21 protein-coding genes and 1 tRNA gene are annotated in these 23,642 nt (G+C 69.9%); 10 read left to right on the forward strand and 12 right to left on the reverse strand.

Going from position 1 to position 23,642, the window contains the following annotated elements; translation table 11 throughout:
* Positions 1–10 precede the first annotated feature (10 nt).
* Both ACWEOZ_RS08600 and ACWEOZ_RS08605 read left to right on the forward strand, forming a co-directional pair.
* A complete protein-coding gene (locus tag ACWEOZ_RS08600; protein ID WP_451910091.1) occupies positions 11–904 on the forward strand; it encodes an alpha/beta fold hydrolase in 894 nt (297 codons plus the stop codon).
* An 88-nt stretch (positions 905–992) separates the two neighbouring features.
* Positions 993–2,708: an ATP-binding protein gene (locus tag ACWEOZ_RS08605; protein ID WP_451910092.1), complete on the forward strand. Its 1,716-nt coding sequence runs from the start codon at positions 993–995 to the stop codon at positions 2,706–2,708.
* A gap of 190 nt (positions 2,709–2,898) precedes the next feature.
* Here ACWEOZ_RS08605 and ACWEOZ_RS08610 read toward each other — a convergent pair.
* The 3 genes from ACWEOZ_RS08610 to ACWEOZ_RS08620 all read right to left on the reverse strand — a co-directional run bounded on the left by ACWEOZ_RS08610 (position 2,899) and on the right by ACWEOZ_RS08620 (position 7,196).
* A tRNA-Met gene (locus ACWEOZ_RS08610) sits at positions 2,899–2,972 on the reverse strand.
* 118 nt (positions 2,973–3,090) lie between these two features.
* Positions 3,091–6,060 carry a UPF0182 family membrane protein gene (locus tag ACWEOZ_RS08615; protein WP_451910093.1) on the reverse strand — a complete coding sequence of 990 codons (2,970 nt, stop codon included), beginning with the start codon at positions 6,058–6,060 and terminating at the stop codon, positions 3,091–3,093.
* Positions 6,061–6,167: 107 nt separating this feature from the next.
* Complete coding sequence (locus ACWEOZ_RS08620) at positions 6,168–7,196, reverse strand: YlbL family protein (RefSeq protein WP_451910094.1); 1,029 nt, start codon at positions 7,194–7,196, stop codon at positions 6,168–6,170.
* Positions 7,197–7,285: 89 nt separating this feature from the next.
* On the opposite strand from ACWEOZ_RS08620, the gene ACWEOZ_RS08625 reads away from it, so the two are divergent.
* Entirely contained in the window at positions 7,286–8,542 is a 1,257-nt protein-coding gene (locus tag ACWEOZ_RS08625; RefSeq protein WP_451910095.1) for a zinc-dependent metalloprotease, read from the forward strand.
* 141 nt (positions 8,543–8,683) lie between these two features.
* Here ACWEOZ_RS08625 and ACWEOZ_RS08630 read toward each other — a convergent pair whose 3' ends face one another.
* Both ACWEOZ_RS08630 and ACWEOZ_RS08635 read right to left on the reverse strand, forming a co-directional pair.
* On the reverse strand, positions 8,684–9,280 hold the full coding sequence (locus tag ACWEOZ_RS08630) for a hypothetical protein (protein ID WP_451910096.1): 597 nt from the start codon (positions 9,278–9,280) through the stop codon (positions 8,684–8,686).
* 179 nt (positions 9,281–9,459) lie between these two features.
* Positions 9,460–9,993, reverse strand: a complete 534-nt coding sequence (locus ACWEOZ_RS08635) for a M48 metallopeptidase family protein (RefSeq protein ID WP_451910097.1) — start codon at positions 9,991–9,993, stop codon at positions 9,460–9,462.
* A gap of 474 nt (positions 9,994–10,467) precedes the next feature.
* Between ACWEOZ_RS08635 and ACWEOZ_RS08640 the strand changes: the two genes are divergently transcribed.
* From ACWEOZ_RS08640 to ACWEOZ_RS08665, 6 genes are all read left to right on the forward strand, one after another.
* Entirely contained in the window at positions 10,468–10,629 is a 162-nt protein-coding gene (locus tag ACWEOZ_RS08640) for a DUF5679 domain-containing protein (protein WP_023562255.1), read from the forward strand.
* A gap of 241 nt (positions 10,630–10,870) precedes the next feature.
* A complete protein-coding gene (locus ACWEOZ_RS08645) occupies positions 10,871–11,899 on the forward strand; it encodes a hypothetical protein (RefSeq protein WP_451910098.1) in 1,029 nt (342 codons plus the stop codon).
* A gap of 683 nt (positions 11,900–12,582) precedes the next feature.
* Positions 12,583–13,929: an ABC1 kinase family protein gene (locus tag ACWEOZ_RS08650; RefSeq protein ID WP_451910099.1), complete on the forward strand. Its 1,347-nt coding sequence runs from the start codon at positions 12,583–12,585 to the stop codon at positions 13,927–13,929.
* A gap of 9 nt (positions 13,930–13,938) precedes the next feature.
* On the forward strand, positions 13,939–14,460 hold the full coding sequence (locus tag ACWEOZ_RS08655) for a GNAT family N-acetyltransferase (protein WP_451910100.1): 522 nt from the start codon (positions 13,939–13,941) through the stop codon (positions 14,458–14,460).
* A complete protein-coding gene (locus ACWEOZ_RS08660) occupies positions 14,457–14,585 on the forward strand; it encodes a hypothetical protein (protein WP_451910101.1) in 129 nt (42 codons plus the stop codon). Before ACWEOZ_RS08655 ends, ACWEOZ_RS08660 begins: the two co-directional genes overlap by 4 nt.
* Before the next feature lie 92 nt (positions 14,586–14,677).
* Entirely contained in the window at positions 14,678–14,887 is a 210-nt protein-coding gene (locus tag ACWEOZ_RS08665) for a hypothetical protein (RefSeq protein ID WP_451910102.1), read from the forward strand.
* A 697-nt stretch (positions 14,888–15,584) separates the two neighbouring features.
* On the opposite strand, the gene ACWEOZ_RS08670 is transcribed toward ACWEOZ_RS08665, so the two are convergent.
* From ACWEOZ_RS08670 to ACWEOZ_RS08680, 3 genes are all read right to left on the reverse strand, one after another.
* Positions 15,585–15,947 (reverse strand): WhiB family transcriptional regulator, encoded by a 363-nt coding sequence (locus tag ACWEOZ_RS08670; RefSeq protein WP_360545029.1) that lies wholly within the window; start codon positions 15,945–15,947, stop codon positions 15,585–15,587.
* A gap of 139 nt (positions 15,948–16,086) precedes the next feature.
* A complete protein-coding gene (locus ACWEOZ_RS08675; protein ID WP_451910103.1) occupies positions 16,087–16,368 on the reverse strand; it encodes a hypothetical protein in 282 nt (93 codons plus the stop codon).
* Between the two features lie 137 nt (positions 16,369–16,505).
* A complete protein-coding gene (locus ACWEOZ_RS08680; protein ID WP_451910104.1) occupies positions 16,506–18,650 on the reverse strand; it encodes an ATP-dependent DNA helicase UvrD2 in 2,145 nt (714 codons plus the stop codon).
* Between the two features lie 81 nt (positions 18,651–18,731).
* Between ACWEOZ_RS08680 and ACWEOZ_RS08685 the strand changes: the two genes are divergently transcribed.
* Positions 18,732–18,974, forward strand: a complete 243-nt coding sequence (locus tag ACWEOZ_RS08685) for a mycoredoxin (RefSeq protein WP_360545033.1) — start codon at positions 18,732–18,734, stop codon at positions 18,972–18,974.
* A 52-nt stretch (positions 18,975–19,026) separates the two neighbouring features.
* Here ACWEOZ_RS08685 and ACWEOZ_RS08690 read toward each other — a convergent pair whose 3' ends face one another.
* The 4 genes from ACWEOZ_RS08690 to ACWEOZ_RS08705 form a co-directional block, all read right to left on the reverse strand.
* The gene (locus ACWEOZ_RS08690) at positions 19,027–19,908 is read right to left on the reverse strand and encodes a phytanoyl-CoA dioxygenase family protein (RefSeq protein WP_451910105.1); all 882 of its coding nucleotides are present in this window, start codon (positions 19,906–19,908) and stop codon (positions 19,027–19,029) included.
* A gap of 104 nt (positions 19,909–20,012) precedes the next feature.
* Positions 20,013–21,011: an NAD(+) diphosphatase gene (gene nudC, locus ACWEOZ_RS08695; RefSeq protein ID WP_451910106.1), complete on the reverse strand. Its 999-nt coding sequence runs from the start codon at positions 21,009–21,011 to the stop codon at positions 20,013–20,015.
* Complete coding sequence (locus ACWEOZ_RS08700) at positions 21,008–22,327, reverse strand: M16 family metallopeptidase (protein ID WP_451910107.1); 1,320 nt, start codon at positions 22,325–22,327, stop codon at positions 21,008–21,010. Before ACWEOZ_RS08700 ends, nudC begins: the two co-directional genes overlap by 4 nt.
* Entirely contained in the window at positions 22,324–23,619 is a 1,296-nt protein-coding gene (locus ACWEOZ_RS08705) for a M16 family metallopeptidase (protein ID WP_451910181.1), read from the reverse strand. Before ACWEOZ_RS08705 ends, ACWEOZ_RS08700 begins: the two co-directional genes overlap by 4 nt.
* Between the last annotated feature and the right edge of the window lie 23 nt (positions 23,620–23,642).

Genomic DNA, 23,642 nt, shown 5'->3' on the forward strand with positions numbered 1-23,642 from the left:
GGGAGTCGGTTTGTCGAGCTGGCAGATGAAGGGCGTGGCGGCATTCGTCCGCGTCGCCTACAAGCGCAGGTTCGCCACCGAGGCCGCCGGCCGCGCGGTGCTGGCCAAGAAGAAGGGCCCCTCGGCCCCACCGCCCGGGATCCGCAAACGCTGCGTCGTGGCCCACCGCACGGTCAAGAACCATGACGTGTACGTGGTGCGTTCCCGCCGAGCCGCCACGGGCCCGTCGGAGCACGCCGTGATCTACCTGCACGGCGGCGCGTACACCAGCGAGATCGTCCGCGAGCACTGGGCGCTGGTGGCCCACCTGGCCGAGCAGACCGGCCACGACGTCCACGTCCCGATCTACGGCCTGGCCCCGCAGCACCACGCGCTGGAAGCCCTGGACCTGGTCACCACCCTGATCAAGGACCTGTCCACCCAGGGCCGCCGCTGCTACCTGGCCGGCGACTCGGCCGGCGGCGGCCTGGCCCTGCTGGCGGCCCAGGCATTCGCCGACGACCCGCAACGCCCGGTGGCAGGCCTGACGACGATCGCCCCCTGGCTGGACCTGACCATGTCCAACCCGGACATCCCGGCGGTGGAACGCACTGACCCCTGGCTGACCCGAGCGGGCCTGCACCCGATAGCCGCATCCTGGGCCGGCGACGTCCCCCTGACCGACCCCCGCCTGAGCCCCCTGTACGGCCGCCTGGACGACCTACCGCCGATCCAGGTCCTGGTGGGCACCCGCGACATAACCCTGCCCGACTGCCGAGCCCTGAGGGACCGCGTGGCCCCCGGAACCCCGCTCACGTACCACGAAGAACCCGAAGCAATCCACGTCTACCCCCTGCTACCCGTCCCCGAAGCAAAAGCAGGCCGAGAGGCGATCACCGACCACATCCGTAAATCCCTCGGCTAGCTGTTTCCCGGTACCACTTCCACGTTTACTTCACACCGTACTTCACACCGCACTTGCTAAGTGTGAAGTACGGTGATGAGATAGCAACGTGATCCCCGATGATGTGTTGGAACTTCTCGCCACCCTGCGACGGATCGGCGGGGAGCCCACGCGCATCGAAGCGAAGCGTGCCTCCGGGGGCCTGCCCAAGTCCGTCCGCGAAACGCTGTCTGCCTTCTCCAACACGGATGGCGGGACGCTACTTCTCGGTGTCGATGAAGAGAGCGGGTTCGGGCTCGTCGATCTGCAGGACCCTGTCGCGCTCCGGGACGGTCTGGTGCAGATGTCCCGGGACGACCTCACGCCCGCACTCCAGATAAGCACCGAAATCGTCGAGATCGAAGGCCGCCGGATAGTGGTCGCCGAGGTTCCACCCGCTCCGGCGGACCGACGTCCGGTGTACGTCACAGCACAGGGCATCACCGGGGGCTCGTACCTGAGGGGAGGTGACGGCGACCGCCACCTGACCGAGTCGGAGATTGCGATGCTAGTGGCCGCCAGGGTGCAACCCCTGTACGACCGCGAACCGGTCGCCGGATCCTCGATCGAAGACCTGGACGACGATGCGGTACGCAGAACCCTGCGGAGGATGCGGACCGGGTTCCCGAAACTGGCGCAGTCCGACGACGCCACCGTCCGCTTTCGGCTTGGGATCAATGCGGCAGCCTCCCCAGACTCCCCCTTGACGCTCGCCGGACTGCTGGCCTACGGGCAGTTCCCGCAGCAGTTCTTCCCCCAGCTGATGGTCTCGGTGGTGGTATATGGCTCTGAGCCTTCCTACGGCACGAGATTCCTGGACAACCAGACAGTGCGAGGCTCGATTCCCGAGATGGTCGAGACCACCGTGTCCGTGCTCCGCCGGAACCTTGCGGTCCGCGCAGTCATCAGCGACCGCGGCGGTCGAGTCGACGAGGTTGAGTACCCGCTCGAAGCGGTCCGTGAGGCAGTAGTCAACGCACTGATGCACCGCGACTACAGCCCGGTGACGAGGGGCACCCAGGTGCAGATCGAGCTGTTCCCCGACCGTCTCGTTGTCCGCAGCCCAGGTGGCCTTTTCGGCGGGGTCATCGTCGATGAGCTGGGCGAGGAGGGAATCTCGTCGTCACGCAATGCCGTCCTGGCCAGCCTCCTTGCGGACACTTATCTTCCGTCGTCGAACGAACTCGTCGCCGAGAACAGGTCCTCCGGCATTCCCGCAATGCTCGATGTGGCAAGACGTCGTGGCCTACCACGACCCAACTTCCGCAGTTCAATCTCCAGTTTCGTGGTCACCATGGCTCGCTCGGAGCTTCTCAACCCTGAGGTCCGCCATTGGATCGCGGGACTTCATGCGCAGCTGCCTACGCCGGCGCATGAAATCGCACTCGCTATGTTGCGCGAGAACTACCTCACGAACGAGATGCTGCGGCAATGGGGGGTGGATCGCATCGCTGCCGGCCAGGTGCTCAGGGACCTCGTCGACCAGGGGTTGGCTGTCAAAGGAGGTGGGCGCCGCTACGCGCGGTACGTGCTCGATCCCGCAGCCTCGGGCCGCACGGCGCAGCCGGACCTCTTCTCCGGCCTGCTGCCCGACGTCGGTGAGGCGCTCAGGTATCGAGGCGAAGCGACCGCCGGCGAGCTCGCCGAGCTCACCGGGTTGTCACGCAACGCGGTCCTCAACCATTTACGCTCCCTGACCAAGGCAGGAACTGCCGTTGCCGTCGGAGCAGCTAGAAGTCCCAAGCGCCGTTACCGATGGGTCGCGCCTCCCTCACCAGCCCAATGACTCACCGCCGAGCCGCACCGGCGGAGTGGGCACCGCACCGTTGAGGTCTAGGGCAGGCTCCAAAGACCCCGCACCGGAGCACGCAGAGCGGGCACCGCACCGTGGGGGTCTGGGGGGCTCGGCCCCCCAGGCAGACATGCGAAAGAGTCCCCCATCCGCGCACTATGCGGATGAGGGACTCCCAGACTCGTAGCGGGGACAGGATTTGAACCTGCGACCTCTGGGTTATGAGCCCAGCGAGCTACCGAGCTGCTCCACCCCGCGTCGGTAGCTCAACCCTAGCCTGCGGGCCGCTCCGCATGCAAAACGGCCCCCCGTAACCTGCCCCACACATGCGCGCGGCCCGCCGGTAACCCGGCGGGCCGCACACTGTGTCACCTGGTCAGCCGCTTGGTGTCGGGGCCGGTGCCGATGGTGTGCCGGACGGTGGTGTCGACGGTGGGACCGAGGGTCCCGCCGTCGGCGTCGCGCCCGCTGCCTTCTGCGCGTTCTGGAAGTTGGTCATCGCCGTGTCCAGGGCTTGCAGGGCCTGGCCGTACCGGACGAAGTCGCCGGAGGCCTGGGCCGTCTTGACGTCCGCGATGGCCTTGTCCAGGGCAGCCGCCGCCTGGGCCAGCTGGCCGGTGAGCACCGGCTGCTGCCCGTTACCCGTGTTCGTCGGGGGCTGGTTGTTGGCCGGCGGCGTGTTCGCCGGGGGCTGGTTGCTCTTGCCCTGGGCGACCAGCTTGTCCAGGCCGTCCTTGAGGTTGTTGGCCAGCACCACGTACGTGCCGCCGTCGCCGTAGGACATCAGGACCTTCTGGAGCAGCGGTACGGCGTCCTGTTGCCCGCTCTTGACGTACACCGGCTCGACGTACAGCATGCCGTCGCCGACCGGTAGCGAGATCAGGTTGCCGAACAGCACCTGGGACTGGTTGCTGTTGGACAGCAGGGTCAGTTCCGAACGGACCGTCGCGTTGTTGGTCATGCGCTGGTGCACCTGGACCGGGCCCTGGATCGCTGTCTGGTCCGGCAGCTCCAGCACTTCGAGCCGGGGCTTGTTGTCGACGTACGACCCGGAGATCAGCGCGGCCAGGTTGTCCCGGTTGTTCGGGGTGACCGCCGAGGTGAGCTGGAAGCGGGTGCTGTCCTGCCCGGGCAGCTGCACGTTCAGATAGAACGGTGGCTGTTTGACGCCGCTGTCCGGGTCGTCGGGCACGTTCGGAACCTGCCAGAAGTCCTGGCCGCTGAAGTACTCGGCCGGCTGCGTGACGTGGAACCGGGCCAGCAGGTTGCGCTGGACCTTGAACATGTCCGCCGGGTAGCGGAAGTGCGCGGCGAGCGAGGCCGGCGTCTGCGCCTTGGGGGTGATCAGCTTGCCGCCGAACGCCTTGTTCCAGGCCTTGAGGACGGGGTCCTGCTCGTCGAACTCGTACAGGGTGACCGTGCCGTCGTACGCGTCGACGGTCGCCTTCACCGAGTTGCGCATGTAGTTGATGTTGTCCCGGGCGAGCGCGACCGTGCCCCGGTTGGTGAGCTCGTCGGTCGTCTCCTCCTGCAGGTTGATCCGCTGCGCGTACGGGTACGTCGCCGCGGTCGTGTACCCGTCGAGGATCCACTTGATCCGCCCGTCGACCACGGCCGGGTACGGGTCGCCGTCGATGGTGAGGAACGGCGCGACCTTCTCCACGCGGGAGCGCGGGTCACGCACGTACATCAGCCGCGAGTCCTTGTTGACCGCGTCGGAGAGCAGGAAGTTGCTCTCGGTGTTCTTGATCGCGAAGACCAGCCGGCGGAAGAACGACCCGATCGGCACGCCGCCGGTGCCCTCGTAGGTGTAGCGCTCCTCGGCGTTGTTGTTGTTGGGCTGCGGGCGGTCGAACTCGGTCTTCTTGTTCGCGTCCGCCTGCCCGACGATGGCGTACTCGGTCGACTGCTCGCCGAAGTACACCCGGGGCTGGTCGACCTTGATCTCCTCGGAGCTCGAGGCGCAGCCGGGCTGTTGGTCGTCGCCGAGGAAGCCGGAGACGAAGTACGGCAGGCCACCGCAGACGACCTGGTTGGCGGGGGCCGCCACCATGCCGTACCCGTGGGTGAAGACCGTGTGCCGGTTCAGCCAGTTCTGCTGCTGGGTGGTCAGCGCGTTGTCGTTGATCTCACGGACGCCGACCACGTAGTCCTGCGGCTTGTTGTTGGTCAGCGTGTAGCGGTCGACGTCCAGCTTGGGGCCGAAGTCGTAGAAGCCCCGGACCTGCTGCTGCTGGGTGTAGGCCTCGGAGACCAGCTGCGGGTCGATCAGCCGTACGTTCTGGGCGCTGGTGTCGGACGCCATCGTCGCCGGTGGCACCGTGGTCGACGCCGCGTACGGCCGGATCTCCGTCTCCGAGAGCCCGAACGCCGCCCTGGTGGCCTCGATCGACCGGGCGATGTACGGCGCCTCCTTGTCCGCCAGGCTCGGCTGGACCTGGAAGTTCTGCACCGCCAGCGGGTAGATGCCGCCGATCGCGACCGCGGAGATGGCCAGCAGCGCCAGGGAGACGCCGGGCCACACCAGGTTGCGCATCACCGCGTTGGAGAACACGACGATCGCGATGGCCACCACGATCGAGATGTAGGCCAGGATCTCCTTGGCCGGTAGCAGCGCGTTGACGTCGGTGTAGCCGGCGCCGTACAGGCCGGGTGAGACGTGCTGCTCCAGCAGCAGCGCCCGCTGGTCCAGGATGTACGCGACCGCCTTGAGCAGCACGAAGAACGCCACCAGAGTGGTCAGGTGGGCCCGCGCCGCCGCGGTCATCCGGTCGCCGACGCCCTGCAGGCGCACACCGCCGAAGATGTAGTGCACGGCCAGGGCGCCGAGCACCGACAGCACGATCGTGGTGAAGCCGACGCCGAGCACGTACCGCCAGAGCGGGTACTCGAAGATGTAGAAGCCGACGTCCACGTTGTGCTCGGGGTCCCGCACGCCGAACGGCTGGGAGTTCTGGAAGAGCATCCAGTCCTTCCAGCGGCTCTGCGCGGACAGGCCGGCGAAGAAGCCGATCACCACCGCGATGATCGTGATCCAGGTGCCGAGCCGCGGCTGGATCACCATCCGGTAGCGCTCGAGGGTGGCCTGCTCGGCCGAGTGCGGCCGCAGCAGCGGCCGGAGCCGGTAGGCCAGGTACAGGTTCGCTGCGATCACCAGGGCCATCAGCAGTCCGATGGCCAGGAAGAGCAGCAGCCGGGTCACCAGTACGCCGGTGAACACACCCGTGAAGTCGACCTCGTCGTACCACAGGTAATCGGTGTACGCGTCGATGCCCCAGCCGAGCAGGGTGAAAAGAAGGAAGACCCCGACGAGGACGCCGACGGTCACGCGACCGCGCCGGCTCATCCTCGGTAGAGGACTGTTACGCATGACCAACGTGAACCCCACAAAGTCGGACCGGTATTTCACATTACGGTGTTGCGTTGTTCCGTCCGGGGCAGGTGCGCCGATTGTTACTTCACGGGGCAGGGTTTCGGCGCGCCGCCAGAGGTGAAGGTCTGCAGGGCGGTCAGGGCGTCGTCCACCGTGGCCACCTCCGCCATGGTCAGGCCGGGCACAGCGTTGCGCATCGCCTCGGCGCAGTTGTCGGCGGGCACCAGGAAGAGCTTGGCGCCCGCGTCCTTCGCGCCGACCAGCTTCTGCGGGATGCCGCCGATCGGGCCCACGTTGCCCTCGTCGTCGATGGTGCCCGTACCCGCGATGATCTTGCCGCCGGTCAGGTCGGCCGGCCGCAGCTTGTCGATGATGCCCAGGGTGAACATCAGCCCGGCGCTGGGCCCGCCGATCTCGTCCAGGTCGATCTCGACGGTGAACGGGTGCGGCTGCTTCTTGTCGATGGCCACGCCGATGCGCGGGGTGTTGCTGCCCTCGGCAGCCTTGGTCTTGATGGTCGCGGTGGCGGCCTTGCCGGCCCGGGTGTAGCCGACCGTCAGCGCCGTGCCGGCCGGCTTGGCCTGCACCAGCTGGGTCAGCTTGTCGGGGCTCGTCACCGCAGTGCCGTCGACTGTCGTGATGACGTCGTCCTTCTGCAACACGCCGACCGACGGGCCGTCCTTGTTCACCTCGGTGACGAAGGTCTGCACCGGGTAGCCGAGCTCTCGCAGCGCCACCGTCACCGCGCTGTACTGCGACGACTTGAACTCCTCGGCGTTCTGCTCCTCGACCTGCTGCTCACTCTGGTCCGGCGGGTAGATCAGGTCACGCGGCACGACGGCCTGCTCGTCGCTGAACCAGCCGCGGATCGCCCAGACCAGCTCCACGCTCGGCTGGACCCCTACGGTGGTCAGCCGGAGCTGCCCCTGAGAGGTCGAGGTGTCCGCCTTCGTCACCTGGATCACCTCTTTGCCGTTGTCCGAACCGAGCGTGTTGACGGTCGGCCCCGGCTTCAGCACGACGTAGGGCAGGGGGAAGGCCATGACACCAACTGCCAGCAGTGCGGTGATCAGGGCGCCGAGGATGACCGTGACACCGCGACGTCTCATGCGCGTGACCGTACCAACCGACCCTGAGTTCTCTCTGAGCTGACACCGGCATTGCTCACCAGGGCCGCTGACACGCGTACGGTTGGGGTGTGCCTGATATCCCGTTCGGCTTCAGCCTGCCGGGCGCCCAGCCGCCCGACCCCTCCGACCCGCAGCAGATGCAGCAGTTCATGAATCAGCTGCAGCAGATGTTCGCCGCGCCCGGCAGTGGCCCGGTCAACTGGGATCTGGCCCGCCAAGTGGCGGCCAGCCAGCTGAGCGCCACCGGCGATCCCGCGGTGAACATGTACGAGCACAACGCCGTCGCCGAGGCCCTGCGCCTCGCCGACCTGTGGCTCGACCCCGCGTCCGCGCTGCCCTCCGGCATCCGCGACGCCACCGCGTGGAACAGAAACGAGTGGGTCTACAACACCCTCGAGGTGTGGAAGAAACTGTGCGACCCGATCGCGGGCCGCATGGTGGGTGCCATGGGTGACCTGGTGCCCGAGGAGGCCCGCGCCCAGCTCGGCCCGATGCAGTCGATGGTGGCCACCCTCGGTGGCGCCCTCTTCGGCGGCCAGCTCGGCCAGGCCCTCGGCCAGCTCGCGGCGGAGGTCCTCTCGGCCGGCGACATCGGCCTGCCGCTCGGCCCGGCCGGCACCGCGGCGCTGGTCCCGGCCAACATCAAGACCTACGGCGACGGCCTGGAGCTGCCCGAGGACCAGGTCCGGCTGTACGTGGCGCTGCGCGAGGCGGCCCACCAGCGACTGTTCCAGCACGTCCCATGGCTGCGCGCGCACGTGCTGAACGCGGTCGAGACCTACGCGAACGGCATCACGGTCAACCGGGAGGCGATCGAGGAGGCGATGAGCCGCGTCGACCCGTCCGACCCCGAGTCGATGCAGCAGATGGCGCTCGAAGGCATCTTCACGCCAGAGGACACCCCGCAGCAGAAGGCCTCTCTGGCCCGGCTGGAGACGGCGCTCGCGCTGATCGAGGGCTGGGTGGGCCACGTCGTGGACAGCGCGGCGGGCGACCGGCTGCCGTCGGTGGCGGCGCTGGGCGAGGCATTCCGGCGCCGGCGCGCGGCCGGCGGACCGGCGGAGCAGACCTTCGCGGCGCTGGTCGGCCTGGAGCTGCGGCCCCGGCGACTGCGCGAGGCCGGAGCGCTGTGGGCGGCGGTCACCGAGCACCGCGGGGTCGCGGGCCGGGACGCGCTGTGGGACCACCCCGACCTGCTGCCGACCGACGAGGACTTCGCCGACCCGCAGAAGTTCGCCCGGGCCCAGCTCGACTGGGACATCTCCGAGCTGGACAACCTGGGCGGGACCGACGAGACCGGCTCGGGCGCCGATAAGAACGAATAACAAGTAAAAGCGTGCGGTCGTGCCTGGTTGCATGGCACTGACCGTCGCTCCCGCCGATTGCCGGGTGGTTGCATGGCTTCCATCCGGCTTTCTGCTGCCCGCCCTTCTGCTGGTTGCATGGTGGGGCTCGGGGCGGCCTTCTCAGCCGCCGAGCAGGGCCCTGGTGTTTTCCCAGCCCTCCAGGGCCGGGTCCAGGGTTGCCAGGTCGTAGGGGCCTCGCAGCCGGCGCCAGTCGGCCGTTGATTCGACGAGGCTGGGCTGCGGCGCGCTTCTGCGCACTGTCATCGGTGTCGCCGTGTCCAGGTCGGTGTCCGTGAGCCATGCCGGGACCGGGAGGTTGCTGGCGAGGGCCAGCAGGCCGCTCTCCTGGCCGGTGGGCGCCACAGCCACGGGTTTGCTGCTGAGGGGTCGCAGGAGTTTGCCGAGGATCATGCCCGGCACGTCGGCGGCGTCGGCGGCCAGGACTGCGGCTTGGTTGTAGCCGTCCTTCTCGGCGGCTTTCAGAACCGGCAGCACGGTGGCTGTGGGGACTTCGTAGATCGGCATTCCGGGCCAGGCGATCTCGCGGGCCAGGCCGAGGTCGTCGGCGGTGGCGGCGATGGCCGGCTCGGCCTGGGCCAGCCGGGCCAGCAGGTCGACGACGTCTTCGGCCAGGGCGGCGCGCCATTGCTCGAGCCCGGTTCCGGGCGGGCTCCAGGTCACCGGATTCAGCAGCGCCACCACGACACGTTTGGTCACGACTCGAAGGCTAGCCCGGCACACAGCCCGGCCCCGGCGCACACCGCGGCCGGGCGCATGCCCACCGGCCTGACGGCTCCGCGCAGACCCAAGGGCCTAGCGCACGCCCACCAGCCCTGCGGCCCGGCGCAGACCTAGCGGCCCGGCGCAAACTCGGCGGGCAGGTGGGCGTCGGGCGGTCAGTCGTCGGCCAGGACCAGGCCGGTTGCTGCCGAGATGCCTTCCAGGTAGCCGCGGGCGCGTTCGGCCTTCGGGTAGCGGCTGACCAGCTCCCAGAACTGCGCGTTGTGGCTGGGCACGACCAGGTGGGCCAGCTCGTGCAGGAGCACGTAGTCGATCACCCAGTCCGGCATCTCCTGGATCCGGTGGGAGATGCGGATCGTGGCGTCGTCCGGGGTGCAGGAGCCCCAGCGGCCGTTCTGGTTGGTCACCCAGCGGACGCTGGCGGGCACGATGTCCCCGGAGTGGTCCGGCAGGTAGCGGGAGATCAGGCGGCGGGCGCGCATCAGCAGTTCGCTGTCCGTGCGTCGGATGCGTTCCTCGCGGGCGGCCAGGCGCTCGAGCATCCGCGCCACCCACTCGGTCTCCTCGGCACGGGAGAACCGGTCGGGAATCAGGACGACGACGCGCTCGCCCTCCCGGTACGCGGACACCGTGCGACGCCGGCGCTGGCTGCGCCGCACTTCGACGACAGGCTTGCGCGTCCTGGCCATTACCGGCTCGCGCGGCCCAGACTGGGGTTCACATTGCGACGTTAATGTGTCAGGGCCAGGTCAGCGCAAGGGTACGAGAAACGCCACCCTCCCAAAATGTGACCTACGCCCCAGTAAATCCGAAAAATATTTCTCCGCGCGCACCAGGGCCGCCGCAGACGCCCACGGTATCCGAAGAAACGACCATACTCCGGTCGGGTCAAACGTCCTGTTTCAGATGATCTGGAGTAAATCGTCGGCGTGTCTACCCGTATGTTCCCAAAAAGGATCATCTCGCCCGGCACACTCAGGCCGTCGACGACACAGTCGACGCTGCGCTGACATGGAATGGGCCCGACCTGGGTAGTGACCGCCCCGAGCGGGTGGCCACATTCACGTGGTCGCGGAGCGGTCCAGCGCCGAACACAGATCGCGGCCTGACGCCGTGAGCCAGGCGCCGGGCCAACCCGGCTGACAACATGACGAGGAGGAACCGTGGCCGACACCACGTACAACGGCTACTGCGTGAAGTGCAAGGAGAAGCGCGACTTCCAGGGCACCGTCGAGGTCTCGAAGACCGGCATGAACATGGCCAAGGGCAAGTGCCCGGTCTGCGGCACGACGGTCAACCGGATCCTGGGCAAGGCCAAGGCCTGACCGCGCCGGACAAGCAAGGACGGGGGCGACCATTTCGGTCGCCCCCGTCGCCTTTCGCACCCCGTGTCACCCGTACGGGTCCGTAACCAGTTACCACCTCAACACGTTAAGTGATTGAGCCGCTTCCCCACCTGCCTGTGGATAACTCGCAGATTCCTGTGGATAACCCTGTCCTCAGGCGGTGCGCCCCCTGTGGACAACCAATCCGCTGTGCGCTGAGGTCGTGACACCGTGTCATGTCATGAGCCGTACGCCGCTACCCCGGCCCACCCTGCTGCCGGGACTCCCCCGCATCTGGCGCACCCCGCACACGCTGCAGCTGGGCCTCGATCCGGCTCACGCCGTACTCCTCGATCTGCCGGAGCCGCGAGCGGCCCGCCTGCTCGATCTGCTCGACGGCTCCCGCTCTGAGCGGCTCGCCGTGGCGCGGGCCGGCGCTCTCGGCCTGCCGCCCGACGAGGCCGCCGCCCTGCTCGACACCCTGCACACGGCCGGCCTGGTGGTGCCCGCCCGGAGCCTGTTCCCACCGGCGATGCCGGGCCGGCTGACCGCTGAGGCCGCCGCCCTGGCCTTCTCCGGAGCGACTACCTCACCGGCCCACACTCTGCGCCGACGCGCCGCGGCCCGGGTCGTGGTCACCGGCCCCGGCCGCCTGGCCGCCGGCGTCGCGGTCGCCCTGGCCGCCGCCGGCGTCAACCACGTCCACCCCGACCTGTCCGGCACGGTGACCAGCCACGAGCTCCCGGGCGGCCCGCTCACCGAGGCCGACCTCGGCCGGCCCCGGGCCGAGGCCGTGGCGGCCGCCATCGAACGCGCGGCCACCAAAACCCGAACCCGTCCGGTACGCCGCGGAGCAGCATCACTGGTCATCCAGCTGGCCCACGATCACCCCGCCACCCGGCCGCCCGTCACCAGCGCCCACCGCAACCGCCCCCACCTCACGGCGACGATCCGCGAAGGCACGGTGATCGTCGGCCCACTGCTGCTCCCCGCGGCCACGCCGTGCCCGACCTGCATCGCCCTGCACCGCGCCGACCGCGCCTCCACCTGGCCCCGCACCGCCCCCGACCCGACGCCGGTCACCATCGAGCCCTGCAGCGTCGCCACCCTGCTCGCAGCGGTCGGCTACCTCACCGCAGAAGCCCTGACCCACCTGGACGAAGGCACCCCCCAAACCCTCGGCGCGGAGGTGGCCATCACCGCCCCGGGCCACTTCCGCCGCCGCACCTGGCCACCCCACCCCTCCTGCCCATGCACCCGTCCCCGATGACCCCGACCAATCCGCTCCACCTGCCGCCACCACCGCCCCTCCCGGGCAGCCGGCACGACTGCCCGATCGGCGCGACGTCGCCATCACCGCCCAGGCCCTACCGCGCGCCAGCCACCCCACCCCCGCAGCAGGCACGACCAGCCCAATCGGCGCGACGTCGCCATCACCACCTCATGTCCCCACCGCCACGCCCAGCCACCCACCCGTGCGGCCGGCACGACCGGCCCAATCGGCGCGGAGCCGCTATCACCGCCTCCGGCCACCCCACCGCCCAGCCATCCCACCCCTCCTGCGCAGCCGGCACGACCAGCCCGATGCGCGCTGAGTGGCCATCACCACCGCCGCGCCCCCAGCCCTCCCGCCCTTCCGCTCAGCAGGCACGGCCAGCCCGATGGGCGCGGAGTGGCCATCCCTACCGCCGCGCCCCAGCCGTCCGCCCCCTCCCGGGCAACCGGCACGACCGGCGCCGAGAGGCCATCACCGCCCCGGGGCCACCCCCACCGCCGCGTCCGGCTCTGCCCGCCCCGCGGCAACCGGCACGACCGGCCCGGCCAGCGCCGAAAAGGAGGCGTGGGTCACACCGAGACGTCATTGATGGGCGATGATCGGACTTTTGGCACGTCCCGGCTCGAACAAGAGCCGCGGGAGCGGTTGATCCGCGCCGCGTCGGTCACAATGATCTGGTGACCGACATTCCGCGTCGTGCAGCGTCCCGCACCGCCAAGCTCGCCGCACTGCCTCTCGGCTTCGCCGGGCGCACCGTGCTCGGCCTCGGCAAGCGGGTGACGGGCATCGCGACGGACGTCATCTCCGCCGACATCCAGCAGCGCACCGCCGAGCAGCTGTTCAGCGTTCTCGGTCAGCTCAAGGGCGGGGCGATGAAGTTCGGGCAGGCGCTGTCGGTCTTCGAGGCCGCGATGCCCGAGGAGATGGCCGGGCCGTACCGGCAGGCGCTCACCAAGCTGCAGGAGGCCGCCCCGCCGATGCCGGTGGCCAACGTGCACAAGGCGCTGGCCGAGCAGCTCGGTGCCGACTGGCGGGACAAGTTCGCCGAGTTCGACGACAGTCCGGCCGCCGCGGCCAGCATCGGCCAGGTGCACCGGGCGGTGTGGAAGCTGCCGCCCAGCCGCAAGGGCGCCAAGCCCAAGACGCTCGACGTCGCGGTGAAGGTGCAGTATCCGGGCGCCGGCGAGGCGTTGCTGGCCGATCTCAAGCAGCTCAGCCGGCTGGCCGGCATGTTCAAGATCATTCAGCCCGGCATGGACATGAAGCCGCTGCTCGCCGAGTTGCGCGAGCGGATCACCGAGGAGCTCGACTACGCCCTGGAGGCGGAGGCCCAGACCGCGTTCGCCGCCGGTTATGCCGACGACCCGGAGATTTTCGTGCCACGGGTGGTCGCCTCGGCACCCCGGGTTCTGGTGACCCAGTGGGTCGAGGGCATCCCGCTGTCGAAGGTGATCAGCGAGGGCACCGAGGCGGAACGCGACGAGGCCGGCCGGTTGATGGCGACGCTGCACTTCTCGGCGCCGGCCCGGACCGGTCTGCTGCACGCCGACCCGCACCCCGGCAACTTCCGGATCCTGCCCGACGGCCGGCTCGGCGTCATCGACTTCGGCGCGGTGGCCCGGCTGCCCGGCGGCCACCCGGAGCCGATCGGCCGGCTGGTCCGGCTCGCCCTCGACGGCGACGCCCACGGGGTGGCCGAGGGGCTGCGGGACGAGGGTTTCATCAAGCCCGACGACGAGCTGGACGCCGAGGCGGTGCTCGCCTTCCTGCGCCCGATGATCGAGCCGGTGGCGGTCGACGAGTTCCGCTTCACCCGCGCCTGGATCCGTGGCGAGGCGACCCGGCTGTCCAGCCCGAAGTCGCCGGCCTTCCAGCTCAGCCGCAAGCTCAACCTCCCGCCGTCGTACCTGCTGATCCACCGGGTGACGCTGGGCTCGATCGGCGTGCTGTGCCAGCTGGAGGCCCAGGCGCCGTACCGGTCGATCCTGCAGAAGTGGCTGCCCGGCTTCGCCCCGGTCGCCTGACGCGTTCCGATGTCCACGCGCCTGATCGAGCTCGGTGACGCGCCCGCGCTGAGCGCTGCGGTGCGGGACAACCGGGACTTCCTCGCCCCGTGGGAGCCGGCGCGCGACGAGAACTACTTCACCGAGGCGGGCCAGCGCGAAGTGATCACCATCCTGCTGCGCGGCTTCGCCGAGGGCACGAGCTTGCCGCACGTCATCCTCGACGGGCGTCAGGTGGTCGGCCGGATCACGCTCAGCGGCATCGCCCGCGGCCCGTTCCAGTCGGCCAACCTGGGCTACTGGGTGGGAGCGGCCGCGAACGGCCGAGGGCTGGCGACCGATGCCGTACGCGAGATCGCTCGCCTCGCCTTCACCGGGCTGAAGCTGCACCGCATCGAAGCGGGCACCCTGCTGCACAACGCGGCCTCCCAGAAGGTCCTCGCCCGCAACGGCTTCGTCCGCTTCGGCACAGCCCCGAAATACCTCAAGATCGCCGGCGAATGGCAGGACCACGCCATGTTCCAGCTCCTGACGCCCCACCCGGGATCATGAGCTGGACCGCGGCGATGGCACGCCAGCGCCGCGCGGCGCTGATCACCGCGGTGGTGCTCGGCGCGATCGCGGTGACGGATGCGATCCGTGCGGCCCAAAAGCCGGTGCCGCCGCGGTCTTCGTAGTGGTCTTCACGCTCGCCGGTGTGGCGTTCATCGCCGAAGCTGTCGGCTGGTCCCGGGCGCCCGGCGACCGCGACGGCGGCTGAATAGCGGTCGTGGCCCCGATCGGCTTGCTTGTGCTGAGCTTCACGGTGCTGGTCTGGCGGGGCATCGGCATCACGCTCACCGCCGAAGGCATCCACGCCAGGCGCGAGACCGGCAGTGCCTTCATCCCGCGGATCGCCCTGTCCCGGAACAACCCGCCCCGGCCGCGCCGCCCGACGATTACCACCTCGACCTCACCGTCACCGATCCCGGCCTGGTGACCGGATCGCCTTCGCAGGCACCCGACCAGCATTCGCCGCGGCGGCCATCCGCCACTACGTGACCCATCCGGCCGAACGCGCCACGATCGGCACCGAGCCCGGGCACCGCAGGCTTGTCGACCTCCTCGAAATACCACCCCCGAAGCCGGCCCGCCGCCGCGTCCTTCCGGCCGCTCTGCTGTGCGTGGTCGCGGGGTCCGTCGACAGCTGGTGGATCTGGCGTTTCGGCCGCCGACGGCGTCATCGTGGACGTTTTGCGCCGGAAGCTTCGGTAAGGGGTGCCGGGCGTAGCCCGGTGAGCGCGACCTGGCAACCACCTGGCAGGGAGCGAAGCGACCGGTCCCCGCGGGAGCGACGGTCCGAACCCCGACGGACCGTGGCAAGGCAATATCTGATCTTGATCTCGAAGTCCGCGGAGGACAAGCGCGTACAAGAAAGGGGGCCCGCCCGCGGAGTGCGCGGACGGGCCCATCGGGTTCATCGCTCAGAGGCGTCCACCCAGTTCACGAGCAGCCCGGTGCCGGGCCTCCATCGCGATCTGACGGGCGGGTCGGTGTGCCTCAGGGTGAAGGTCGGCCTGAGGCCGACGCATTCGTGCGCGTGAGAGCGCTTCGTGGATGAGTTTCACCTTCGGGGTTCCATTCGTGTTCACGACTGTGTTTTTCCGTCTCTGGTCAGTGGATGGCGGGTGGAAGTCTCAGGCCGCGAGGCGGACCGAGTTGCGGGACTCGAGGCCGTTCGCGGCGAGCCGCTCGTCGACCTCGACCTGGAGCTCGGCGTCGCGGGCGACGTCGACCTTGCGGGGACGGCCACGGGGCCGCTTGCGCGGCACGACGGCGCCACGCTCAAAGATCTCGCCGCCCCAGACACCCCAGGGCTCGTTCCGCTCGACCGCGCCGGCGAGGCACTCGACGCGCAGCGGGCAGTCCCCGCAGAGCGACTTGGCCAGTTCCAGCTGGGCCGGGGAGTCCGAGAACCAAAGGTCCGGGTCGAACTTCCGACAGGGCAGGTTTGCCTCGAGCTCGACGCTCACGTCGAGTGGGGCCAGCGCCAGACTCATAAAGCCCGGTCACCTCTCTCTTCTTCTCGATCTTCTGGATCGCGATACAGGTCGTGCACCGGCCGGTGAGCCGGCAAAAAATTAGGCCGCGGATCCCGGTTACGGGTTCCGCGGCCTCGAGGTGAGCCGGATGGTCTTTTCAGACCGGCCTTCCTCGAGGCGGGACACCGCTGGCACCAGCCGTCATGCGCTTGGCGACGCCGTTGCTGCCCACGAACCCACTGGTCCCGTTGCTTCCGTCGACATCAACCAGGATCCGGACCAGCTCGGCCTGGATCTGGACCTGGTGCGCCTGCGAAACGGGAGCCCGCTCAGCGGTCAGCAGCGCCACGGGGGCGGATGCCGGCAGCCACGAGACGGACGGAGCGCAGACAGCAGCAAGCAGCGTCGACGGTCGCTCGATCGTGTAGTTGAGCTTCACCGGTGCCACCTCCTCCATCGCCTTGCGCTCGAGTCGTGCTCTTCAGACCTTTGATGAGCATGGTTTTAACCCGTGCTCATCAAGGTGTGCACTGAGGCTAAGCCCGGCCGCGGGGCGAGGGCAAACGAATTAACGGACTAGTTTTCAAAGTTTTCTGACGCGGGCTCCGCGAGGCTCTCGCCACCCACCAGAGCGAACACCGCGGCGCCGTACTGGCCCAGCTTGCGGGGGCCGATCCCGGCGATGGCCAGCAGCTCCGGCGGGGTGGCCGGCTTGCGCTCGGCGATCGCCACGATCGTGGCATCTGTGAACACCACGTAAGCAGGAACTTTCTGCTCCGCCGCGGTGCTCGCGCGCCAGGCCAGCAGGCGCTCGTACAGCTCCTCGTCGAGGTCCGACGGGCAGGTGGGGCAGCGGCCCAGCTTGCGGTCGGCGCCGGCCATCAGCGTCGCCCCGCAGATCCGGCAGGAGACCACCGTGCTGCGGCGATTGACGGGTTTCCGACTGCCGCCCGCGACGCTTGCTTTTTCCAGCCCGGTGCGGGTGCTGCCCAGCTGCGGCAGGAACCGGCACGGTCGCCGCGCCCGGCCGCCCGGCGAGCGGCTCTGGCCGTAGGACAGCCAGAGCCACTGCCGGGCCCGGGTCACCCCGACATAGAGCAGGCGGCGCTCCTCCTCCAGCTGCTCGGGGGTTTTCGCGTACGTCGTCGGCAGCGTGCCCTCCGCCAGCCCTACGAGGAACACGGCGTCCCACTCCAGGCCCTTGGCGGAATGCAGCGAGGCCAGCGTCACGCCCTCGACCGTGGGGGCGTGCTGCTGCTCGGCCCGGTGGGCCAGCTCGGCACAGAACGCCGACAAGGACACGTCGTGCTGCACGGCGCCGGCCTGGCCCAGTGGCAGCAGGTCGGGCGTACGGGCGTACTCCTCGGCCAGGGCGACCAGCGCCGCCAGGGCCTCCCACTGCTCACGCTGCGCCCCGCCCGGCGGGGGCTGGTCGGGGGCCCAGCCGGTCGCCGAGAGCGCCTCGACGACGGCCTGGACCAGCGGGGTCTCCCCCGGGGTGGACCGCACGGCCGAGCGCAGCGCGATCATCGCCTGGCGCACCTCGGTGCGCTCGAAGAAGCGCTCGGCGCCGCGCACGACGTAGGGCACCTCCAGCTCGGCGAGCGCCTTCTCGTAGGCCTCGGACTGCGCGTTGGTGCGGAACAGCACCGCGATCTCGCTGGCCGGGGTGCCCGCGCCGATGAGGTCGCGGCAGCGGCGGGCGACCGCGACGGCCTCGGCCGGCTCGTCCGGGAAGATCTTGAGGTCCGGCTCGGCGCCGGGCGGGCGCTGGCCGACCAGTTCGAGGCGCAGTTTGGCCTCGGTGCCGCGGGCCTGCTTGATCACCGCGTTGGCCAGGCCGACGACCTGGGGCGTCGAGCGGTAGTCGCGGACCAGGCGGACGACCACCGCGTCGCGGCGCTGGCGGGGGAAATCGACCAGGTACGCCGAGGTGGCGCCGGTGAACGAGTAGATGGTCTGGCTGGCGTCGCCGACCACGGTGATGTCGTCGCGGCCGCCCAGCCAGGCGTCGAGCAGCCGCTGCTGGAGCGGGTTGACGTCCTGGTATTCGTCGACGACGAAGTGCCGGTACTGCGAGCGGACCTGCTCGGCGACGTCGGAGTGCTCCTCGATGCCCCAGACGGCGGCGCGCAGCATGTCCTCGAAGTCGATGACGCCCTGCCGGCGCTTGAGGGCCTCGTACGCCGTGAAGACCTCGGCGACCTTGGCGGCCTCGTACGGCGGCTCGCGCAGCGCCTTGGCCGCGGCGACGACGTACTCCCCCGGCTCGACCAGGGACGACTTGGCCCACTCGATCTCGCCGGCCAGGTCCCGGGCCGCCGTGCGGTCGGCGCGGATGCCGACCCGGTTGGCCGCGAGGGCGACGAGGCGGGCCTTGCTCTCGACCAGCTCGGGCATCGCCCGGCCCTCGAGCAGCCGGGGGGCGAAGTAGCGCACCTGGCGCAGCGCCGCCGCGTGGAACGTGCGGGCCTGCACCCGGCCTGCCCCGAGCGCGGTGAGCCGGGCCCGCATCTCGGCGGCGGCCCGGGCGGTGAACGTGACAGCGAGGATGTGCCGCGGGCTGATCTCGCCGTTGAGGGTGCGGTAGGCGATCCGGTGGGTGATGGCCCGGGTCTTACCCGTGCCGGCCCCGGCGAGGATGCAGACCGGCCCGGCGGGAGCGGTCACGGCCCGCCGCTGATCGGGGTCGAGCCCGGCAAGCACGCGTTCGGCTGTCACAACCGGGAATCATGGCACCCCGGTCCGACGTTTCACGTGATGGCGTACCGCCATGTGATGTCTCCGAAAGGATCCCGTGCGATGTTGACCATGTACTCGACGTCCTGGTGTGGCTACTGTCACCGGCTCAAGTCGCAGCTCGACCGGGAGGGCATCCAGTACGACGTCATCGACATCGAGCAGGACCCGGCCTCGGCCGAGTTCGTGATGGGCGTCAACGGCGGCAACCAGACCGTGCCGACCCTGCGCTTCGACGACGGGTCCGCGCTGACGAACCCGTCGATCGTGCAGGTCAAGGAGCATTTGGCCGCCATCTCCGCCTAGCGGAGCCGGGTCGCGGCGGGGGCCGGTCGCAGTGCGGCCGGCCCCGTCCGCGTCACGGGATCAGCGCGGGGATGCTCGAGTCGAGAAGGCCCTGGCGCTTGAGCTCGCCGTAGAGCGGCGTGGTCTCGGGGTAGTGACCCCAGGCGTGGTCGCCGCTGCCGTCGCCGGCCCCGCCGAGCAGCTGCTTCTGCACCGGCGTGAACGAAGCCCACTCGGGCGTGTTGGGCAGGTCCGCGACCTCGTCGCGGCCGGCCACCCAGCGGTAGGTGTAGCCGAAGAAGGCGCCCACCCGGGTGATCGGCGAGTAGTTGTCCGAACGCGCGTGCCACAGCCGCCGGTCGAAGACGACCAGGTCGCCCGGGTTGGCGGTGATCTGCAGCGCACCCTCGGGCTGCGGCCACGGGACGCCACGCGAGGGCGGGCCCGGCAGCCAGTTGGTCAGGTGGCTACCCGGCAGGACGGTGAAGTTGCCCCGGCCGGTCTCGCTCACGTCGGACAGCCAGTAGGCCAGCTTCACCGACATCCGCGGGCGCGGGTCGGTCTCCAGCTCACGGTTCTGACGGCCGCCGTCCTGGTGCCAGTGCCACCATTCCTTCTGCTGCTCGTGGATCTGCGGGTGCACATCCACGTGCGAGTGGTAGACGTGCACGTTCCAGCCGAGGATCGACCAGATGTACTTGAACGCCTTGGGGTGATCCAGCAGGAACGCCAGCTCCGGGTTGTTGGTGACCGCGGAGAGCTGGTGCAGCGCGCCGTTGGCGCCGAGGCCGCCCTCGCGGGCCACCTTCTCCTTGGTGCGCAGGATCGCGGTGCGCGCGATCGCGACCTCGTCCTCGGTCAGCACCGCCGGGATGACCAGGAAGCCGTCGCGGTCGAACCGCTCGCGTTCCTCGGCCGTCATCGGCGTCCAGGTCTGCTCAGCAAGCAGGGACATCTATCTACCTCTTCCTCCGTGTCTGCTCTACCAGACGCTGGAGTGTCCCCCGTCCGTTGCTAAGTGGGTGTGAAGAATTCTTTGATTAGAGAAATGTGAATCTCTTATCGGGGGAAATCGCCCAACCATCGCTCAACGAGATAAAAGGCGATGGACGACCGCATGGGCAGATTCATCCGTACGCCGCTCTCCGGCTCCACGTAGTCGCCGGCGATCATCCGGGTGATGTCCTCCCGGGTGAACCAGCGCGCCTCGTCGATCTCGTCGGGATCGACCGTGATGGGCTGATCCCGGTCCGCGACCGCGGTGTAGCCCAGCATCAGCGAGCCCGGGTACGGCCAGGACTGGCTGCCCTCGTACTGCCAGGAGCGCAGCCGGACGCCGACCTCCTCCTGGACCTCACGCACCACGGCGGCCTCCGCCGACTCGCCCGGCTCGACGTAACCGGCCAGGCAGGAGAACCGGCGGACGCCTCCGGTCTCGGGCCAGGCCGCGTTGTGGCCCAGCAGGCAGCGGCCCTGCGCACCCGGCACGCCGTCGTGCACCAGCACGATCATCGCCGGGTCGGTGCGCGGCCACATGGCCCGGCCCTCGGCGTCCACCCGGGACCAACCCGCCTCGATGACCGTGGTGGGCTGGCCGTTGCGCGGAGAGAACCGGTGGCTGGCATGCCAGTTGCCCAGGGCCGCGGCGGTGGTCAGGATGCCGGCGTCCCGGGGGTCGAGGCGGTCACCGATGTCGCGCAGGGTATGCGCCTCGGCGTCGTCGGCCGTGGGCAACGGGGCGTCGATCGCGAAGATCGGCACCCCGGCCGGGTCGACCCCGAGGAACAGGCGCTCACCCTCGGGCGCCGCGTCAGCGCCGACGAGCACCAGCGTCGGGGTGCCGTCCGGGCGCTCGGTGACCAGCGCCCGGCCGCCCTTGGCGATGTCGATGACCAGCACCAGGCCGGTCTTCCAGGCCTGGGCCAGCCAGTCGTCGTCGGTGCGGTGGTGCGCCGCCCGGTCCAGGCTGGTCCGGGCGAGCGGCGGGACGGCCGGCCCCGGCTGCTCCCCCACGTCGGGTTGCTCACCGGTGCCGGACGCTGCCACGGACTCGCTCACGCGGCCCCGCGTTCCACCGGGGTCAGGGCGGCCAGCGGTGCCTCGACCTTGTCGGCGTCGCCGAGCACCACCGTGACCGCCTGCGAGGGCGCCAGATACTTGGCCGCCGCCTCGGTGACCTGCTCACGGGTGGCCGCGGCCAGTGCCGCCGAGTGCTCGCTCAGGTAGTCCAGCCGCAGGCCGAAGCTCGCGTAGATGCTGGCCAGCCCGGCCAGTCCGGCCTGGGTGGACATGCCCAGCCGCAGGGTGCCCAGGGCATAGCGGCGGGCCTGCTCCAGCTCCTCCTCGCCCGGCGGCAGGCTGGCCACCCGGCCCAGCTCGTACAGGGTCTCGAGCATCGCCGGGCCGGTCACCTCGGTGGCCACCTCGGCCGCCACCACCAGCGCGGAACCGGCGACGAAATGCTCGATCGAGCTGTGCGGGCCGTACGTGTAGCCCTTGTCCTCGCGGATGTTCTCCACCCAGCGCGACGAGAAGTAGCCGCCGAAGACCATGTTCGCCAGCTGCAGCGCCGCATACTCCGGGTCGGTGCACGACACCGCCGGCAGCGCCATCCGCAGCGACGACTGCACGGCGCCGGGCCGGTCGACCAGCAGCAGCGGGCCGGGCTCCAGCTCCGGCGTGGGCGGCACGTTGCCGTCGCGGCTCGGGCCGATCCAGCCACCCAGCGCCTTCTCGGCGGCGTCGATCGCCTTCTCCGGGTTGAGGTCGCCTACCAGCACCAGCACCGCGCCGTCCGGGCGGACCCGGTCGGCGTGCAAGGCCCGCAGCTGTGCTGGGCGGACACCCTTGACCTGCTCCGGCTCCGGCGTCTGCACCGCGTACGGGTGCCGGCCGTACATCCGGTGCAGCAGCGCCGTACGGGCCAGGTGGGCCGGCTGGCTCTGGGCGACCTGGATGTGGTCGACCAGGCGGTCCCGCTCGGTGGCCACCTCCTCGGCCGGGTACGTCGGGTCGGTCAGCACCGCCGCCAGGATCTCCAGCATCCGGTCGAGGCCGGCAGCCAGCGAGTTGCCGGTGACGAGCAGCCGGTCCGGGTCCAGCCCGGCCGACAGCCCACCGCCGACGGCCTGGAGCTCGGCCGCGATGTCGATGCTGGACATCGTGGCCGTACCGGTGAACAGCGCCTGGGACAACAGGGTGGCCCGGGCCAGCGGCGCCCGGCCGAACGGCACCCGCAGCCGCATCTCGATCAGCGGCACCGCCTGGCGCCGGATCGCGATGACCGTCAGGCCGCTGCTGAGCTTGCGCTCGGCCTGCTTGGGCAGCTTGAGCTTGGAGTCCGGAATCAGCTCCGGCAGTTGTCGCGCAGTCACTGGTTGGCTCCCGGGAGGACCTCGATGGTGGAACGGCGCTCCGGCCGCAGGGTGGCCGCGGCGGCGACGATCTGCGCCTCGGTGACCTCACCGACCAGCCGGGGCAGCTCGTTGAGCAGCTGCGGGCGGCCGCGCTGGGTTTCCAGGACGGCCATCGGCAGCGCCCGGCCGAGCACGGCGTCGGTGTCGCGCAGCAGGTGGGTGGCCATCCGGGCCTGGGTGCGGGCGAGCTCGCCCGGAGCCATGCCGCCGGTGGCGAGCCGGTCCAGCTCCTCGTCGATGGTGCGCAGCACCTTGTCCGCGTCGCCGCCGGGCGGCATGTGCGCCTGCAGCAGCATCGCCGTGGGGTTGCGGACCTGGTACTCGTCGCCCATGAAGCCGATGTAGCCGCCGACGCTGGTCACCGTCCGGTCGCGCTGCACCAGCCGCTCGACCAGCCGGGACGCGTCGCCGTCGGTCAGCACCTCGGCCAGCACCACGTACGGCAGGTAGGCCTCGAACTCGGCGATCGGGTCGGGCAGCCGCCAGCCGCTGGCCACCGCGGGCAGCGGGGCGAGCCGGTCGGTGTACGCCTCCCGGCGCTCGCCGTCGATGTCGGGCTCGGCGAAGTCCGGCAGGTCGGGCTTGCCCCGGGCCGGCACGTCGCCGAAGTGCCGCTCGATCAGCGTGGTCGCCTGGGCCACGTCGAAGTCACCGGCCACCGCGAGCACGGCGTTGCCGCTGGCGTAGTACTTGTCGAAGAACTCCTCGGCGTCGGCCACGGTCGCATGGTCCAGGTCGCCGAACGAGCCGTACCCGTCATGGGCGTTGGCGAAGGTCTCGAACATCACCGGGGGCAGTCGCAACCACGGGAAACCGCCGTACGGGCGGTTCATGACGTTGACCCGGATCTCCTCCTTGACCACGTCGACCTGGTTGCGCAGGTTCTCCTCGGTCAGGCGGGGGCCGCGCATGCGGTCGGCCTCCAGGAACAGCGCCCGTTCGAGGGCGCCGGAGGGCAGCACCTCGAAGTAGTCGGTGTAGTCGAGATGGGTCGAGCCGTTGAAGCTGCCGCCGGCTCCCTGCACGTGCCGGAAGTGCGCCAGCTTCTCCAGATTCTCCGAGCCCTGGAACATCAGGTGCTCGAAGAGATGGGCGAAGCCGGTGCGTCCCTCCGGTTCGGAGCGGATGCCGACGTCGTAGACGACCGCCACACCGACCACGGGAGCGCTGCGGTCGGGTGTGAGGACCACCCGCAGACCGTTGTCGAGGGTGAAGCGTTCCACCGGATACTTCGTCGCGGGAATCTTCATTTTGCGCGCCACACCAGAGAATC

The sequence above is a fragment of the Actinoplanes sp. NPDC004185 genome (genome assembly GCF_053603475.1).